Source organism: Candidatus Edwardsbacteria bacterium (genome assembly GCA_018821925.1).
Taxonomy (GTDB): domain Bacteria; phylum Edwardsbacteria; class AC1; order AC1; family EtOH8; genus UBA2226.
On sequence record JAHJLF010000047.1, the window covers coordinates 19,110 to 35,879 of the forward strand.

The following is a 16,770-nucleotide window of genomic DNA, read 5'->3' on the forward strand; positions in this document are numbered from 1 at the left end:
GTTATCCTATGAAACTCTTGTGCAAAGCCAGAACCGCCTTTTCGATGTCCTTGCGCGACACGAAACAGGTGAGCTTGGTCTCGCTGGTGGTCATGCCCTCTATATGGATCTTGATCTTGCCCAGCTGGGCCAGCATTTTGGCCATGACGGCCGGCTCGCTGCCCACCCCGCTGCCGATCAGCGACACCGCGCCGATGTCCTGATTGACGTACAGCCTCGCCCCCTTCATCTTCTTCAGGTCCTTCTCCATGATCCCTTGGGCCGCCTTGAGGTCCGTCTGGTTGACGATGAAGTTGAGGTCGGTCCTGCCGTCGTCGCCCCCGCCGTGGAAATACGACCTGATGTATATCCCGGCCCCGGCCAGCTGGGTCACCACCTGGCTCAACAGGACGCTCCTCCGAGGCACCGCCTTCATGGCCAGCATGGCCAGGAATTTATCGTGGGCAATGGTTTTGACGACCACCCTCTCCATCTTCGAACCTTTCCCTACTATCGTTCCCGGTTTGTTGTCGAAACTGCTGCGGCAGGTCACCGGCATCCTGTACTTGGCGGCCAGCTCCACCGCCCTTAAATGCAGCACCTGAGCCCCGCAGCTGGACAGCTCCAGCATCTCGTCAAAGGAAATAGCCTTGATGGGCCGGGCGGTTTTGACCAGCCGGGGATCGGCACTGAAGATCCCCGAAAAATCGCTGTAGATCTCGCAGGCGTCGGCCTCCAGAGCCACCGCCAGGGCCACCGCGGTGGTGTCCGAGCCGCCCCGCCCCAACGTGGTGATCTCACGCGCCAGGCTGACCCCCTGGAACCCGGCCACGATCACTATGCTATCATTTTTAAGGGAATCTTTCAAGCGTTCCGGTTTTATTTCCAGGATCTTGGCCCGGGTGTGGCTGGAATCGGTGATGATGCCCACCTGCGACCCGGTGAAGGACACCACCTTTTCGCCCAGGCCGTGGATGGCCATGGCTAAAAGGGCCATTGATATCCGCTCGCCGGTGGTCAGCAGCATGTCCATCTCGCGCCTGGGCGGATCAGATGATATCTGACGGGCCAGGGCGCTCAGGTCGTCGGTGGTGTCGGCCATGGCCGAGACGACGACCACCACTTTGTTGCCCCGGCGCTTGGCCCGGACTATGCGGGCGGCCACCGCCTTGATGCGCTGGACGTTGGAGACCGAACTGCCTCCGTATTTTTGGACTATTATCGGCATATTTTTGACAGGTTTAACATGGTTTGTTTTATAATTTAAATATTATATCGTGTATAATCAATTTTGTTTTATCATATCTGATATCTTAACTTCCGGATGATGATATCTGCCAATGATCGTATCAAATCCGCTCAAACTAATTGCTTCTTCTGGGCACCAGTGCAGACAGGCAAAACAACCGGCACAATGGTCTGACCACCGGGGTTTATTATCAACTATTTCAATGTTATCTACAGGGCAAATCTTTTTACATATTCCGCAACCATTACATTTCCCATTTGAATTTAAAACCATGGATTCCCAGCCTTTGGTTATCACTTGCTTTAAAAATTTCAAGAGCGTGGGCAACATTTTGACAAATGATCCCGTGAGAATAAATCCACCAAATAAATTGCTTGTTTCCAATTTTCCCTTTTTTCTGGAAATAATATATTCACTGACCTCTTCTAATTTAACTTTCCAGTTTTTGAACATTCTTTCATGCTGGATTTGAGAAAACGAATTGGACCCGATGCCATTATGAGGCATGCCTACCGCAAATCCTGCAGCCAACTCTCCTCCGCAGGATTTTATCACCGTTTCAAAAATCTTCATAGACTTGGATGGCGTAATTCCATAGGTGCAGACAGCAAATATGTACTTGGAGTCGATATTTTTTATTTTCCCGACAAAATTTTCAACAATCAAAGGCGGCTTGAAGTCATAAATTGGAAATACGAACCCTATAACCTCGGCTTGAGTATCAATGCTTTCTTTAACCAATACGGAAGTAATCGGCGTCAATTTCCCATTGGTTTTTGCCGCAATATCCCTTGCAACAGCCAATGAATTCCCTGTTCCCGAAAAATAATATATTTCAGTGGTCATGTTTTTTGATTATTAAGATTAGGTTCTGGTGTCCCGCTGGACGTTGGAGACCGAGCTGCCTCCGTATTTTGGGACTATTATCGGCATATTTTTGACAGGTTTAACATGATTGATTGTATCACAATTTCGGATCAGGTTGGCGGGCGTTTTAGTTACTGCCAATGATCAAGCTTTTTTCCGGTATTGTTTTATTATTTATTGGATAATCGAATACGACCGCCCGGTTCTTTTCGGCAGCCGTCAGCAAGCGGGCGTCTTCAAAGTCAGCGCCGTTGGTGAACAACAGTTGCCCGGCAACGCTTATTATTAAATAATCTTCCCTGTTTTTTAACTCAACCTTCTCTGCACCGCCGTTCCAGTCCCGATAGTATTCCAAAGTTTCGTTCGGCGGCATTATCGTCAGGGAATTATCCTTAAACTTTTTCAATAACTCGGCCTGGTTGATCATGGTGTCAGGGGCATAAGCCCTTTCATCAACAACCTCCCGATAAGGTTTGGTATAAATACCCCATTGATTCGGATATATCGTTTTCCGGAAGTCCGTGAGATCAACCCCGATCAGTTTGGCGCTTATATTCTTGATTAAAAACCTCATTAGAAAGTTATCGTTCGTCGGGGAATGATATATGGCTTTTTCAACAAATATCTCAACCAGGCGTCCCTGGTATATCAAATGCTCCGATGTTGTATCAATTTGCTCTTCAAAAAAGGCCTTCTCGGATCTGGTCAATTCCTTTTGCCATTTCTTGCTATTCAGCAAAGTATTTAAGGCCGGTTTTAATTCTTCGCTTTTTATTATGCGGTAATTATTATTTGTCCACTGGCCATTGGCAATACAATATTCCAAATATTTCAGAGAGGACTCGGCCTTTCCTCCCAGCGAATAGCCTCGGGTTATCAAGAACGGTATGCCGTTACTGATTTCAATCGGTTCTGACGGCCAATCCTTATAGCCGGTGTTGCCAATAAAACCGGCGGCGCCGATGAGCGGCCTTCTTAAAACGGCGTTTTTCTTTCCCTGGAATAACAGTCTGGTTAAAATTATTATCTGGTCCTCATATTTATTGGTTCCGGCATATTCTTTGAGGATCTCTATCGCTTTGGTCCTGTCCAGAGACTGAATATAGCCTGCCAGTAAAATGTACGGGCTGCATTTGTAATTTTCGGAATTAATGGAAGAACATTGTTCGATCAGGAATTGGAACCGATCGTTCTCCGTTTGCCCGAATGTTGTGCCGGTTAGGATTGTCGCAAATAATATCGTTAATAATTTTTTCATGGTTGTTGCCTCCTTAAAATTGCTGGTAACTGCCTCCGTATTTTAGACCATTATCGGCATGTCTTTGACAGGATTAACATGGTTTGACAATTTATTTTATCCCTACCGTTCCGGGTAAAGTATTTCTTTCCAGGCATCAGATCGTGCTGAATTGAATTTGGGCCGTGGCCATTCTTGAATAAAAATCCAGCTCTTTCCTTCGTCTTCCCGAATAATCGATCAAACGATCAAGCCCCGTCCAAAGGCAGAACCATCCGCCGGGCTCAAATAACACCAGGAGCAGCTGAAGGTAGTATCTTTCCGAATTTAAAAATGTGATATAACTTGCAAAGATCATCAAGGCAATGCCCGATATGGTCAAAATGATGGCATTTCGAATACCATTTTGCTTTTCTTTTAAAAGCTGGCCGCGTTTTTCCGTGAAATACCGCTGCAGGCGGGTGGCGATTATATCTTCATCCTGTTTATTTCTTGTTTCCGCCGGCAACTGTAACCGCAGGATCATTTCTTTCCCTTGCTGGTCGGCAACCACTTTCCTGACCTGGGCAATGAAATCGTCCGATACGGTGCGTTTCAAATACGATCTTGGATCGAAATCAGAAAACAACTCTTCCAAAGAGTCCAGCCAAATGTTGACTACGTCCCGTTTCAAGAAGGGTTTTTCCTGATCATTGTTTTCCGAGGATTTATTCAGCTGATCCATAGTATAAAAACCTTATGGGGAGTTAATGCTATTTATTTTTTAGAAAACATGTCTTATCTATTTCAAAATAAACATCATCACCAGAGCGGCCGCCGCCTTGATGCGCTGGACGTTGGAGACCGAACTGCCTCCGTATTTTTGGACTATTATCGGCATATGTTTGACAGGATTAACATGAATGATTTCCTTTGGATGAGATGTCAAAGGTTGCTATCCGTGATCGGGGGATATTTTGGTAACGGTATGGTATGTTCATCTTGGAATGCTTATCGGTATAAAATAAACAGAACATTAACTAAGACTTTATATTTTTCAGTTTTTTTATCTTGCGTTTCAACACTGCCCCACCGCAAAGTTCATGCTCCCATATTCTAATCACTTTCCAACCTTTTACCCGTAGCACACGTCCAATATTAAGATCGCGCTGTATATTGCGCTGAATTTTATTGTTCCAGTATATGCGATTTGTTGCTGGCACACGGCAGTGTTTCGCACAACCGTGCCAAAAACAGCCATCAATAAAGACTGCAATTTTATTTTTTGGGAATGTAAAATCCGGGTTACCAATTATTTTGTAACGCCTACGCCAACCGTGTATATGATTCTCGCGAAAAATTAATACTGTTTTTAATTCTGTTGATATATTTCCACTAGACTTGACATTCGCCATGATTTGGGAACGTCTATTAATTGAAACATTATCCATTTAGAATCAAGAAATTATTTCAACCCATGTTTCGTCAAATTTTAGGGCATCTAATACTTCACCTTGGTTTAGGCGAGGTGGTTTTTTTATGCGAATAGCCAAGCGATGGGCAGGCACATTTTCAATAATTGTGAATTGCGAACCATGTGGTTGCCATGTAAAGATGTGTGCATCACCATCTTTAGTATAGCCTTCTAAATTATCATTATCATTCCATTGCCACCAATATCGCTTTGCATCGTACATAATAGTATCAAGTTCAAAAGCAGCTAATTCAAGAAGATCATCAGACTTAACCAATACAACTGTACGTAGATGTTGGAACTTTTTACGGACACCTGCAACGCGCTCATTGTATATAGACAGGACTTTATCGCCCATATCATTTGGATCTACATTCTTGACTTTGTCTTGACCAAAAGAAAAAGCAACTGAATTGCGACCAGATATTAAACGCACCTTAGCCACAGTGGATGGTCGTTTGTTTTTAACAGTTTTTGCACCCCAAGCTGTTTGTTGAAGCACGATGTCGTCAAGCCCGACATTAGATGGCTGCCACTTCGCACCAACTAATCTTGCAAATATTTCTTCCCAATCTGTTCCCTCAAGGCGTGGTGTTCCTCTTGTTGCCAAATGATAGATAATTTCCTTTCCTAAGTTTAAAGCAAACCCTTTGGGAAACTTGTTAATTGGATAAGGTGGTTTATATTTTTCGACTGTTCTTAGCCTTGGTCTTTTTACCATAGCGTTTTCCTTTCTCTTTCAACAGCAGTTGTTTATCAAATGATTGTTTCCTTGAATACACAAAATCCGGTTTGCTATTTTTCATCCAACCACATGATTTAAATACGTTTAACAAAACAGCTTCGGCAACAGGAATAGGCAAACTATTGCCAGCTTGTTTGCGAGTTTGACTGTAATTACATATAATTTTAAACGAATCAGGGAATCCTTGAAGTCGTAACATCTCGCGTGCAGTAAGCCGCCTTTCGCCATTGACTAATAAATAATTATATGAGGCCCCAGCTCTAAGTGCGCATGAATATGGATATACGCTTATGTGCCCGGCCTTATTCTCATGCCATATTGTAGGTTCCTTTGTTGGAGAATGCGTGGCAAAGCGTTTTGTTTTAATGTAGTCAGACGCATAATATTCCTTTGGCACACTTTTTTCCAATAACAGCCCAAGTGGTTTCATTGTTTTCCCGCCCTTCGGCCATTCAAAATCGCATGGTTTTTTGAAGCCTATTATAAATATACGCTCTCGTTTTTGTGGTAGTCCAAAATCCAATGCATTAAATATTTTTTTATCAACACTATATTCAAGTCCACGCAACACTTCCAAAATTCTAGAAAGTGTTTTCCCACCATTATGCCCAGCTAATAGTTTAACGTTTTCTAAAACGAAAGCCTGCGGTCTCTTCGCTTGAATTATTCTAGCTATTTCAAAAAAAAGTGTGCCTCTAGCATCTTCAAATCCTTTACGTTGTCCAATGATGCTGAATGGCTGACATGGGAAGCCAGCAAGCAAGATATCGTGTTCCGGAATAGTGCTAACATCAATAGCGTGTATATCACCTTTAGGAATTTCATTAAAATTAGCTTCGTAAGCTTTTTGGCATTCTATATCAATATCGCTGGATAAAACACACTCTGATTTAATGCCCATTTTTTTCGCAACATCTTCAATAGCATAGCGAAAGCCACCTATTCCACAGAATAGATCTATGAATCGTATAGTCGTTTCCAAATTGTGCCTCATAATTCAACCCTTACCATATCGTTACTTCAAAATAAACGTCATCACCAGAGCGAACACCGCATATGTCTCCGGCATGGCCCCGGCCACCAGCGCATTTCCCAGGGTATTCTTCCCCTCCTGTATGCTCTTTATCCCCGCGGCGCAGACGATCCCCTGGTACCAGGCGCTGACCATCAATATCACGCTGGCGATGGCGGCCTTGCCGGCCACGGTGTAGGGATCGGTGGCGAAGCCGTTAAGATTGGTGAAGAATATCACCATCCCGTAGATCCCCTGGGTGGAGGGCATCAGGGCCACCGCGATGTTCTTGTAAAAATTCTCCTCGCCCCCGGCCAGCAGGGCCTGGAAAGCTATCACCAGTCCGATGGCCGAGCCGCTTAATCCCAGCGACAGGCTGAGGCCCAGGGCGATTTTGGCCACCAAGACCGGCCAGTCGTTTGCCGCCGGGGCGCTCTGGCACCAGGCCGGTGCGGCGGCGATCAGCGACAGCAGGAAAATTGCCGGGATGGTAAATCTCTTTTTCATGTCTATCCTCTTTCGGTTTTGAAGGGTTTGTATTCTATGCCCCCGCCCTGGAAGAAATTCTTAAAGGCCTCCACGAAATGGAGCCGGGCGGAATGGACCGTGCTTCCCAGTATGGACAGCGCCAGGTTGAAGGTGTGGCCGGCGATCAGTATCAGCACCGCCAGTGGGATCCCCAAAACCGGCCCGGCCGAGCCGTAGACCATCCCGGCCAGCTGGTTCATCACCGAGGCGATGGCCGAGGTGGCGATGCCCAGCCCGAACAGCCGGGCGTACGACAGCAGATCGCCGATCAGCCCGGTCAGCCCGTAGATGCTCCACAGTCCCAGCCCGATGCGGGCCAGCCAGTTCTTATGGTCGGAGGAAAATATCAATGTCAGCAACAGGCCCAGTACGATCAGCCCCGAACCGGCGTAATAGAGCATTTGGCTGTATGAGGCATCGGCGAACCAGATGTTGCGGCTGACCAATGTCACCCCGCCCCACAGGACCAGCAGAGTGGCCAGCTTTTGAAGAACGCCCTGAAAGTTGTTGGCCTGGAGCATCCCCAGCAGATACGAGAAGGAAAGATGCAATACCCCCATGCCCAGGGCCAGGTAGAAGAACAGCATGGGGTCTCCGGCACCGACAGAGACGTCTAAAAGAATCCACTGGCGGCTGGCGAACTCGTAGCCGAACACCGATCCGGTGATCAAGCCCACCACGATGGTGGAGACGGCGAAGGCTTTGCACAACTTCAGCGGCAGGATCAACGCGGGATTCTTGGGCCCCAGCTTCTTTTCCATAATATGGGCGGCCAGCAGAAAGACCAGCCCGTAGCCGGCGTCGCTCAAACAGATGCCGAAGAACAGTATCATGAACGGCGCGAAGAAATACGAGGGATCCAGGTCCCGGTACTTGGGCAGGCCGTAGAGTTTGAGCAGCGGCTCGATCCGCCTGATGAACCAGTTGTTCTTCAACAGCAAGGGCGGCTGTTCGTCGGGCGCCGGTTTCCGCATCTCCAGCTTTAATGGGATGCCGGAACCCTCGACGGCCTCACGAAGCAACGATTCATTCTCGGCCGGCAGCCAGCCCTCCAGCCCGAAAAGATATTCCTGCTGGTAGAGCGCCGCGATGCTGTGATCCAGAGTCTCCCGGTTCAGGGTTTCCAGGTATATTTTTTGCACCGCCTCTTTTTTCAGGGCCAGCCCGGCCAGGGACCTTTTGATCTCTTCCTGCTGCTGCGATAATTTTTGATGCTCCCGGCGGGCCTGCTCCAGGCCCATCTCGGGCCAACCCAGCAAAGTAGCGTGAAATACTTCCAGATTGAGGCGGTGGGAAATGACGAAGAACAGCGGATATCTTTTCTGCGACACCACCTGGAGATAAGCGTCATCGGGAATCTTTATTGCCTTCGGGTCCTTCTGGGCCGCCCGGTAGCGGTTGACATACAGATTGTGTTTGCGGAGTTCTTCGGCATGGGCCGGGTTGAAGTCGCCCCAGGGCTCCAGGTCGGCGATCAGATTCTCCAGATGGGCCAGCCGGGCAGTGGTCTCGCCTAGCCGGTGCAGCAGGGACTCAATATGGGGGACAAGCTGGTCGTCGCTGATATCGCCGGCCGGGCGGTTTTCGGCGTTGACATATTTGTCCAGCGCTTTCAGGACCGCATCGATCCTCTTTAGCTCCGGCAGATCGGCGATCTTGGAAATTTTTTCTTTTGGCAGGTCGATATGCACCACCCCGGCCCCCTGCAATAGGGCCATGGCCCTCTCCTTAGTCTGGGAAGGGCCCACCATGTAGATCCGTGTCATGGGGGCTATTGACAATTGAGGTGCTCCAACTAAATTTGTTTCCCAAATTCTGACCTAACCCCTGCCCCTTCCCCGCAGGGGAAGGGATTCTTACTTCCCCCTCCTCACGGGAGGGGGACCGAGGGGGCGGTCGTTACTTTCCGGGGTCCCAACCCCACCCTTTCCCTCCCCTCGAGGGGAGGGCCTGCACTGAGGATGGCAGTTATTGTTGCCAACTGAAGTGGAAGCCGTCAGGCAGGGAGAGGTCAAAGAGAAAGCGGAGAAAACAATTCAATACTTTGGTGAATATTTAGATTAATATGTCATGTCCGTGGAAACGGGAATCCAGGCCGGCCTACCGTTGTTACTTTCTTATGACTAAGAAAGTAACCAAAGAAGTCCTTGCCGCCCAGCTCCGCGGTTTGTAAGGCCTGCGCCCCGGCATTCATTGAACCAGAACAAGCATGATGTACATAACACAATGACTGCTTTATCGGGGTTGAAGTTTATCCGCTCCACTTAAAGGCGGGGTCCCGGGTCGCATCAGCGCTGCTGCCTGGCAGAAGCTGCCGTGAACCACCCCCGTCCCCTCCTTAATCAAGGAGGGGATAAAGGGGTGGTAATATTTTGGAGCTTTCTCTTCAAAGAGAAAGCGGAGAAAACAATTCAATACATTGGTGAACATTTAGCGTAATACGTCATTCCCGCTAAGGCGGGAATCCAGGCCTGCCTACCGTTGGCAGAGTAAGCGGTGGTTTCGATACGCCCCGCCGTTTACCGAGTGGCTGTTAAGTTTGATTTGGTTTTCCCACTTGCTTGATTAACAGATGTATCGAGGTAGGCGGGGCACTCAACCACCGGCATACAAATCAAAACGACACGGCGCTGAGCCGCTTGGCCGCCTTGGCCACCCCCACCGCCACCGCCCGCTGATCCTGCAGATAGACGTTGATATGCCTGATGGCATCCCGGCAGTCCGGCATCAGCCGCTGTTCATAGAGGTTTATCCGCTGGCTGGTCTTGCGCAGCCCCTCGGTCAGCAGGAGATCCTGGTCCTGCAGGAATTTTAATTCGGTCTTTAAGTAGATTATATTCCGGGCCGTGTCCCGGACGGCCTCGAAGGAATAGGGCGTATCAAAGAATCCGTAGGCCGGCTGGTGGAAGACAATGCCGTCCAGCTGCGGCACCCTGAGACCGGCGAAATTTTTCACCGAGCTTTTCAGTTGTTCGATCTCCAGGAATGGGCGGAGGATGCCCTCCATCTCCCGGAACAGCGGCGAGAAGGTTTCGGCCGCTTTCAGCGAAGCCTCCAGCTGAAGAAACTTCTCCTGGATGGCCTTGCGGACCTGGGATTGCTGCAGCAGGAAAAGCTGCTTCCGGGCCTCCAGGGCCGGCAGGAACCGCTGGTACATGCCCAGCTTCTGCTTCTGCTCCCTTAAGGAAACTTTATTTAGCTTGATGTTCTCGGGCATGGCTCACTTTTTTTTGGGCCAGTATTTATCTATCATCTCCTGCTTGATCCCCACCTCGTCCGGGGTGAAGCATTCGGCCAGGGTCTGCCAGCCCAGGTCCAGGGCCTGCTCCAGAGCGATATCCACCCTCAGGTCCAGGAAACGCTTATAGAATTTTTGGGAGTAATCCAGGTAGCGTTCGTCCTCCGGGGTCTTGTCGAAGCCCATGGCCAGCTTCTGCTCCACCTCCCGGCTCTTGGCGTACAGCCGGATCATGCTGTTCATGATATGGCCGTGGTCCTCCCGAGTCACCTTTCCGATCACCAGCTGTTTCAAGCGGGACAGCGAGCCGAACGGTTCCACCACGCCCTTGCGCAGATAGAATTGCCCCTCGGTAATATAGCCGGTATTGTCCGGCACCGGATGGGTGACATCGTCGCCCGGCATGGTGGTCACCGCCAGAATGGTGATGGACCCGGCCCCCTCGAAATCCACCGCCTTCTCGTAGCGGGCCGCCAGATCGCTGTACAGCGAGCCGGGATATCCCAGGTTGGACGGCACCTGGTCCATGGAGATGGCGATCTCCTTGAGGGCGTCGGCGAAGGCGGTCATATCGCTCAGCAGCACCAGCACCCGCTTGCCCTGGACCCCGAACTGCTCGGCCGCGGCCAGGGCCAGGTCCGGCACCAGCAGCCGCTCCACCACCGGGTCGGAGGCGGTATGGATGAACATGATGGTCCGGGACAGCACCCCGGCCTGTTCGAAGGAATTTTTAAATTTAAGATACTCGTCGTATTTCAGGCCGATGCCGCCCAGGATCACCACATCGGCGTTGGCCCGCATCCCTATCCGGGCCAGCAGTTCGTTGTAGGGCTCGCCGGCCGCGGCGAAGATGGGCAGTTTCTGGCTCTCCACCAGGGGATTGAATACGTCCACCATCGGCACCCTAGTCTCGATGAACCCCCGGGGGATGACCCGCCTGATGGGATTGACCGACGGCCCGCCGATCTCTATCCGGGGAAGCGATTTCAATTCCGGCCCGCCGTCTATCGGCTGGCCCGATCCGTTGAAGATCCTTCCCAGCAGGGCCTCCCCGAAAGCCACCTGCATGGGGTGCTTCAGGAACCGCACCTGGTCGCCGGTGGAGATGCCCCGGGTCCCGGCGAACACCTGCAGAAAGACCTGGTCGCCCTGCAGGCGGATCACCTGGGCCAGCGAGGAACGGCCCTGTCCTTTGACCGTGGCCAGTTCGCCGTTGCGGATGCCTGGGGCATGGACGGTGATGATGTCCCCCTGGATCCGGGAGATCAGATTGTATTCCTTGATCATCTTGCCTCCTCCTTGCCCAGCATGGCGCCTATCTCCCGACGGTATTCCAGATATTTTTCGCCCTGATAGGGGCTGTACTTCATCTGGAAGAAAAGATTCTGCAGGTGGGTCATTCGGGCTTTGGCCAGCTCCTTGTTTTCGAAATCGAACTGGTGGCGGACCATCTCCGTCAACAAAAGAAAATCCTCTATCTGCCGCTGGCGCGAGGTGGCCCTGTCCACCGGATCGAAGGAATCCTGCTGCAGGCAAGTAGCGTCCACGATCTCCGATTTCTGGTAGCTTACCAGGTCGGGCAGGGAGATGCCCTCCTCCCCCACCACCAGCATCATCTGCCGGACGGCACTGCCGTCGGCCATCAGCTTATGGGTCTCCCTCACCATCTCCACCCATTCCGGATGGCGCCGGTTCAAAAAATCCTCCATCTGTTTGAGGTACAGGCTCCAGGAGATCAGCGGATCGATGGCCGGGTATCTCCGCTGATCGGAACGGCTGCGCGACAGCCCGTGGAAAGCTCCCACCACCTTGAGGGTGTTCTGGGTCACCGGCTCCTCGAAGTTGCCCCCGGCCGGGGAGACGCTGCCGATCATGGTCAGCGAGCCGGTGCTTTCATTATGCAGTTTGACCACTCCGGCCCGCTCATAGACCGCGGCGATCCGGCTCTCCAGGTAGGCCGGAAAGGCCTCCTCGCCGGGGATCTCCTCCAGGCGGGCCGAGGACTCCCTCAGGGCCTGGGCCCAGCGCGAAGTGCTGTCGGCCAGCAGCAAAACTTTAAGTCCCAGCTGTCGGTAATACTCGCCCAGGGTAAGCCCGGTGTAGATGGATGCCTCCCTGGCCGCCACCGGCATGGAGGATGTATTGCAGATGATCACCGTCCGGTCCATCAGTGACCGCCCGGTCTTGGGATCCTCCAGTTGGGGGAACTCCCGGATGGTCTCCACCACCTCGCCGGCCCTCTCCCCGCAGGCCACGATGATGACGATGTCGGCCTCGGCGTAGCGGGAGATGATCTGCTGCAGCACGGTCTTGCCGGCCCCGAACGGTCCGGGGATGCAGGCGGTGCCGCCCTCGGCCAGGGGGAAGAAGATGTCTATCAGCCGGCACTGGGTCAGCAGCTGTTTGTCCGGCAGCAGCCGCTCGCGGTAGGCCCGCATCGGCTGTTTCACCGGCCACTCCTGTTTCATAGTGGCCGCGACCACCCGGCCGTCCTGGTTTTTTATTTTGGCGATGGAGTGAGATATCTTATATTTGCCGGGCGGGGATATTTCGGTGATCTCCCAATTGCCGGAGAGCGCCAAAGGGACCATGATGGGATGGCCGAACAGCCCCTCGGTGACCTCACCCAGGTATTCCCCGGGCTTGACCCGGTCCCCCTTTTTGGCCAGGGGCACGAAGTCCCACAGCTTCTCCTCATCCAAGGGCGGAAGGTACTGTCCCCGCTTCAGGAAGAAGCCCTGGTTGTTCTCCAGCAGGGCCAGAGGGTTCTGCAGACCGTCGTAGATGTTGCCCAGCATGCCGGGTCCCAGGATGGCCGACAGCACCTGCCCGGAGAAATCAACCTGGTCGCCGATCATCAGCCCGGCGGTGCTCTCGAAGACCTGCATATCCACCTGACGGCCCCGGATCCGGATGACCTCCGATTTCAGAGCCTGCCCCTGGCAATGGACGTAGGCCACCTCGTTCTGCACCACATCCTGGCCCGGGTCGATCTCGGCCACTACCAGCGGCCCGTTCACCGATACCACTCTTCCTATGGTCTTATCCGTCACTTAACTTCTCCGGCAAATGTTATTTTATCCAGGTCGAACGGTTTATCCTGATCCTGCCACCGGGAAAATATATATGCCTGCGATAGATATCCCAGCAGGGCATCCAGTGAAAAGCCGTCGTGATTCAGACAGCTCGATATGAATTTCAGCCGCTCCCGGTCCAGGTACCTCTCCGCTTCCAGCGGGCCGGAGCATTCCTTGAGGCCGGAGAGCAATTGATCGAAGCTGTAGGCCGTATTGTTCGGGGCCACCAGATATCCGGCCGGGTCCTGGCCTGCCTGCGAGGCCCGCAAAGATGTCAGCGTATTGCGCAACTGAATCTCCCAGGGCAGATATTTTTTTAAAAATCTACTGCCGGATATCTCCGCTGTCTGCAGAGCTCGGGTATAATACCACTCCCATAAACGATCGTAGGCGTAGGGCCGGGCCGGGCCGCCATCCTGCTCTTTCAGAAAATCCAGGATCACCTCCGGCAGGTCATTCTGAGTGTCAATATCCTCCAATGTCAGTTTTCCCCCGGGCAGGAATTTTTCCCGGCCCGATTCCCGGGAGATGAAATTGGCCACATCGGCGTACAGCAGATGAGCCTCCAGCGTTTCCCGGTCGGCCGGATCGATATTCTGCCGGGCCTGGGCCGCCAGCCAAGACACATCGGCTCCCAATGGCTGGCCCAAGGCCGCCGGCAGGGGCGGCAGCAGTGACATCAGATAATAATAATTGCCCACGGGATCTATTTCTCCTTAGAGGCGAAGAAATGCTTCCGGAAGCGGGGAGAGCAGAAATCGGCCAAGGCCTCGGCCAGCCCGTCGCTGAAGTTGAAATGGGTGCCGCTCCCCTGAATGCCCAGCTTGAAGCCGAAGCTGATCTTGTCGGTAAAGTGGACATCTACATGGCCCAGCATTTTCCGGGTGCTCTTATCCAGAAACCAGGCTTCCAACTCCTTTTTCTGCTTCTCCGGCAGCAGCAACTCTATCCTGGCTTCCTCCCCGGCGCCCTTGGAAAAGGCGGCCAGCACCTGCTCCATCATCTTGGTCATGAATCCCGGAGCGGCTATCATCCGGCGGATCTCCTCATCCAGCACCGGCCGGACCACCGAGGCCTCCAAATTTTCCTGCACCTTCAAAAGGAAATTGCGGGCGGCGGTATCCATATCCGCTTCCATCTGTTTCTTTATCAACCCGGCTTCGCTTTTGGCCCGGGAAACCATCTCGTCGGCCTGCCTGCGGGCCTCGGCTTTGATGCCCTCGGCTTCATGTTTGGCATCAGCCAGGATCTTTTCGGCCTGGCCCTTGGCCGGCTCGATGATCCCGTCCTTAAGCTCTTTGGTGATATCGCCCAGGGTTCTGGTCATTATATCTCCTTCGCGTAAAATCATGTTCAAAAAGGAAGCTTTGATATCCGTTCGTTGAAAATCTTTTGTCTCTCTCTGCCCTTTCTGTCCGGTCAGACCTCACCCTTCCCTCTCCTAATGCTTTAGGAGAGGGGTAGGGGAGAGGTTTTATAAGAGAAAGCGGGAAAAGGCCAAGCTCTTTTATCAAATACTGGATTTAACCTAAAACTTTAATTTCCCGATCCTCTCCACCGCTTCCTTCATCCGCTGGCTGGGTATGGTCAGCGCCATTCGCACATACCCCTCGCCGTTCTGCCCGAAGCCGATGCCCGGAATAACCATCACCCCGGCCTTCTCCAATAAAAGATTGGCAAAGTCTATCGAGCCAGTTTTTCCCGGGGTCTTAATCCACAGATAGAAGGTGGCTTTGGGCAGATCGAATTCCAGCCCCATTTTCTTTAGCCCGGCGGCCAGGATGTCCCGGCGCTCCTGATAGATGCGGCAATTCTCTTTGACGCATTCCTGCGACCCCTCCAGGGCGGCGATCCCGGCATACTGCACCGCCTGAAACACCCCAGAGTCGGTGTTGGTCTTGATCTTCAATAAGGCGGATAAAATCTGGCTGTTTCCCACCGCCATCCCTATCCGCCAGCCGGTCATGTTGTAGGTCTTGGAGAGCGAGTGGAACTCGATGGCGCATTCCTTGGCCCCGTCCACCTGCATGATGCTGGGCGGCTTATATCCGTCGAAGGCGATCTCGGAATATATCCCGTCGTTGAGGATGATTATTTCATTTTCGATTGCCCACTCGACTAATTCCCGGTAGAAGCCAAGGTCTGCCACCGCCGAGGTGGGATTGCTGGGGTAGCACAAAAATATGGCCTTGATCCCCTGGGTCGGCAGTTCGGCAATGACCGGCAGGTATTTGTTCTCCGGCCGGACCGGGTATTTTACGATCTCGGCCCCGGCGAACATGGTCTGGGCGGCATAGACCGGATAGCCCGGATCGGGGCACAGCACCTTGTCGCCCGGCCCGAACAGGGCCCAGCAGATGTGGGCCAGGCCGTCCTTGGCGCCCATCAGGGCCACCACCTCATTGTTCGGATCAAGTGAGGCTGAAAATCTCTTTTTATACCAGCCGGCCACCGCCTGGCGGAATGAAAGCATCCCGTCATAGGTGGGATAGCAATGGTTCTCGATGTTGCCGGCCTGGGCGCACAGGGCGTCCACGATGTGCTGGGGGGTTGGCAGGTCGGGATCGCCTACCCCCAGGTCGATGATATCGACACCTTTATCTTGCAGTTCCTTCTTCCTGGCGTTGAGCTGGGCGAACAGGTAGGGCGGCAGTTTTTGCAGTCTGTCGGCGGAGACGATCTTCATTATTTTCCCTTTAATTCTTTGATCTTTTTATTGGCCAAATCTACCTGAACCATGCTGCCCTGGCCGCTCTCCAGGTATCGCTCCAAAGATTTTATGGCCTCTGATGTCTCCATTGGCGTGCGATTTTTCTTGGCGGCCAGCCTGGAGCCCAGCAGATAATGGGCCTCCATCTTCTGGTCGTCGCACAGTATCGCCCGCCGCAAGTAGCGGATGGATTCGTCTGAATATTTGGGATCGGTCATGGCGTAGGCCAGGTTATAGCTGATATCGGCGCTGCAGGAATCCATCTGGTAGGCTTTTTTATAATAGACGATGGCCGAATCGATGGCCGGCATATTGAGAAAACAATAGGCCATATTGCTATAAAAGGAGGGCTGGGTGGGATTTCCGGCCAGGCCTTTTTTAAGCGTTTCTATGGCCTGAACGAATTTTTCCGTCCTGGCATAGGCCTGGCTGAGGGCGATGATGGCATCGGTGTAATTGGGTTTATACTTGACGGCCTGGGAAAAATTCTCTATGGCCTTTTCCCGGTTCTCCGGGGTGGAATAGCAGATCCCCAAGTTGAAATAGGCCGCGGCAAAATCGGGTTTGAGCTTGATGGTCTTTTGGAACTCGCCGACGGCCGCCAGGGTGTCGCCTTTCTGAAAGGCCTGCACCCCTTGGTTGAAATGCTCCTCGGGCGTCCCGCCGACGCAGCCG

Annotated in this window: 16 protein-coding genes; all 16 read right to left on the reverse strand. The window is 52.3% G+C overall.

Annotated features, from left to right (window positions below; translation table 11 throughout):
* Position 1: 1 nt before the first annotated feature.
* Complete coding sequence (locus KJ869_05110) at positions 2-1,207, reverse strand: aspartate kinase (protein MBU1576571.1); 1,206 nt, start codon at positions 1,205-1,207, stop codon at positions 2-4.
* A gap of 57 nt (positions 1,208-1,264) precedes the next feature.
* Positions 1,265-2,074, reverse strand: coding sequence for an EFR1 family ferrodoxin (locus tag KJ869_05115; protein ID MBU1576572.1), 810 nt, complete (start codon positions 2,072-2,074; stop codon positions 1,265-1,267).
* A 148-nt stretch (positions 2,075-2,222) separates the two neighbouring features.
* Entirely contained in the window at positions 2,223-2,921 is a 699-nt protein-coding gene (locus KJ869_05120; GenBank protein ID MBU1576573.1) for a hypothetical protein, read from the reverse strand.
* Between the two features lie 568 nt (positions 2,922-3,489).
* Entirely contained in the window at positions 3,490-4,056 is a 567-nt protein-coding gene (locus KJ869_05125; GenBank protein ID MBU1576574.1) for a hypothetical protein, read from the reverse strand.
* 295 nt (positions 4,057-4,351) lie between these two features.
* Entirely contained in the window at positions 4,352-4,762 is a 411-nt protein-coding gene (locus tag KJ869_05130; protein ID MBU1576575.1) for a very short patch repair endonuclease, read from the reverse strand.
* A gap of 6 nt (positions 4,763-4,768) precedes the next feature.
* Complete coding sequence (locus KJ869_05135) at positions 4,769-5,506, reverse strand: hypothetical protein (protein MBU1576576.1); 738 nt, start codon at positions 5,504-5,506, stop codon at positions 4,769-4,771.
* Positions 5,466-6,524, reverse strand: a complete 1,059-nt coding sequence (gene dcm, locus KJ869_05140; GenBank protein MBU1576577.1) for a DNA (cytosine-5-)-methyltransferase — start codon at positions 6,522-6,524, stop codon at positions 5,466-5,468. The genes KJ869_05135 and dcm overlap by 41 nt, the downstream gene beginning before the upstream one ends.
* A gap of 21 nt (positions 6,525-6,545) precedes the next feature.
* Complete coding sequence (locus tag KJ869_05145) at positions 6,546-7,049, reverse strand: hypothetical protein (protein ID MBU1576578.1); 504 nt, start codon at positions 7,047-7,049, stop codon at positions 6,546-6,548.
* 2 nt (positions 7,050-7,051) lie between these two features.
* Positions 7,052-8,788 (reverse strand): hypothetical protein, encoded by a 1,737-nt coding sequence (locus tag KJ869_05150; protein ID MBU1576579.1) that lies wholly within the window; start codon positions 8,786-8,788, stop codon positions 7,052-7,054.
* Between the two features lie 896 nt (positions 8,789-9,684).
* Positions 9,685-10,287 (reverse strand): hypothetical protein, encoded by a 603-nt coding sequence (locus KJ869_05155; protein MBU1576580.1) that lies wholly within the window; start codon positions 10,285-10,287, stop codon positions 9,685-9,687.
* Positions 10,288-10,290: 3 nt separating this feature from the next.
* The gene (locus KJ869_05160; protein MBU1576581.1) at positions 10,291-11,595 is read right to left on the reverse strand and encodes a V-type ATP synthase subunit B; all 1,305 of its coding nucleotides are present in this window, start codon (positions 11,593-11,595) and stop codon (positions 10,291-10,293) included.
* Positions 11,592-13,361 carry a V-type ATP synthase subunit A gene (locus KJ869_05165; GenBank protein ID MBU1576582.1) on the reverse strand — a complete coding sequence of 590 codons (1,770 nt, stop codon included), beginning with the start codon at positions 13,359-13,361 and terminating at the stop codon, positions 11,592-11,594. Before KJ869_05165 ends, KJ869_05160 begins: the two co-directional genes overlap by 4 nt.
* Complete coding sequence (locus KJ869_05170) at positions 13,358-14,086, reverse strand: DUF2764 domain-containing protein (protein MBU1576583.1); 729 nt, start codon at positions 14,084-14,086, stop codon at positions 13,358-13,360. Before KJ869_05170 ends, KJ869_05165 begins: the two co-directional genes overlap by 4 nt.
* A 5-nt stretch (positions 14,087-14,091) precedes the next feature.
* Positions 14,092-14,712, reverse strand: coding sequence for a hypothetical protein (locus KJ869_05175; protein ID MBU1576584.1), 621 nt, complete (start codon positions 14,710-14,712; stop codon positions 14,092-14,094).
* 201 nt (positions 14,713-14,913) lie between these two features.
* Positions 14,914-16,071, reverse strand: a complete 1,158-nt coding sequence (locus tag KJ869_05180; GenBank protein MBU1576585.1) for an LL-diaminopimelate aminotransferase — start codon at positions 16,069-16,071, stop codon at positions 14,914-14,916.
* Positions 16,071-16,770 (reverse strand): tetratricopeptide repeat protein (locus KJ869_05185; GenBank protein ID MBU1576586.1); only part of this gene is annotated, 700 nt, incomplete at its 5' end. The genes KJ869_05180 and KJ869_05185, both read right to left, overlap by 1 nt.

Coding starts and splice junctions, on each gene's coding strand:
- dcm (MBU1576577.1), bottom strand. CDS start 6,524: ATGAGGCACAATTTGGAAACGACTATACGATTCATAGATCTATTCTGT.
- KJ869_05130 (MBU1576575.1), bottom strand. CDS start 4,762: ATGGATAATGTTTCAATTAATAGACGTTCCCAAATCATGGCGAATGTC.
- KJ869_05145 (MBU1576578.1), bottom strand. CDS start 7,049: ATGAAAAAGAGATTTACCATCCCGGCAATTTTCCTGCTGTCGCTGATC.
- KJ869_05180 (MBU1576585.1), bottom strand. CDS start 16,071: ATGAAGATCGTCTCCGCCGACAGACTGCAAAAACTGCCGCCCTACCTG.
- KJ869_05150 (MBU1576579.1), bottom strand. CDS start 8,788: ATGGCCCTATTGCAGGGGGCCGGGGTGGTGCATATCGACCTGCCAAAA.
- KJ869_05160 (MBU1576581.1), bottom strand. CDS start 11,595: ATGATCAAGGAATACAATCTGATCTCCCGGATCCAGGGGGACATCATC.
- KJ869_05155 (MBU1576580.1), bottom strand. CDS start 10,287: ATGCCCGAGAACATCAAGCTAAATAAAGTTTCCTTAAGGGAGCAGAAG.
- KJ869_05115 (MBU1576572.1), bottom strand. CDS start 2,074: ATGACCACTGAAATATATTATTTTTCGGGAACAGGGAATTCATTGGCT.
- KJ869_05135 (MBU1576576.1), bottom strand. CDS start 5,506: ATGGTAAAAAGACCAAGGCTAAGAACAGTCGAAAAATATAAACCACCT.
- KJ869_05125 (MBU1576574.1), bottom strand. CDS start 4,056: ATGGATCAGCTGAATAAATCCTCGGAAAACAATGATCAGGAAAAACCC.
- KJ869_05110 (MBU1576571.1), bottom strand. CDS start 1,207: ATGCCGATAATAGTCCAAAAATACGGAGGCAGTTCGGTCTCCAACGTC.
- KJ869_05175 (MBU1576584.1), bottom strand. CDS start 14,712: ATGACCAGAACCCTGGGCGATATCACCAAAGAGCTTAAGGACGGGATC.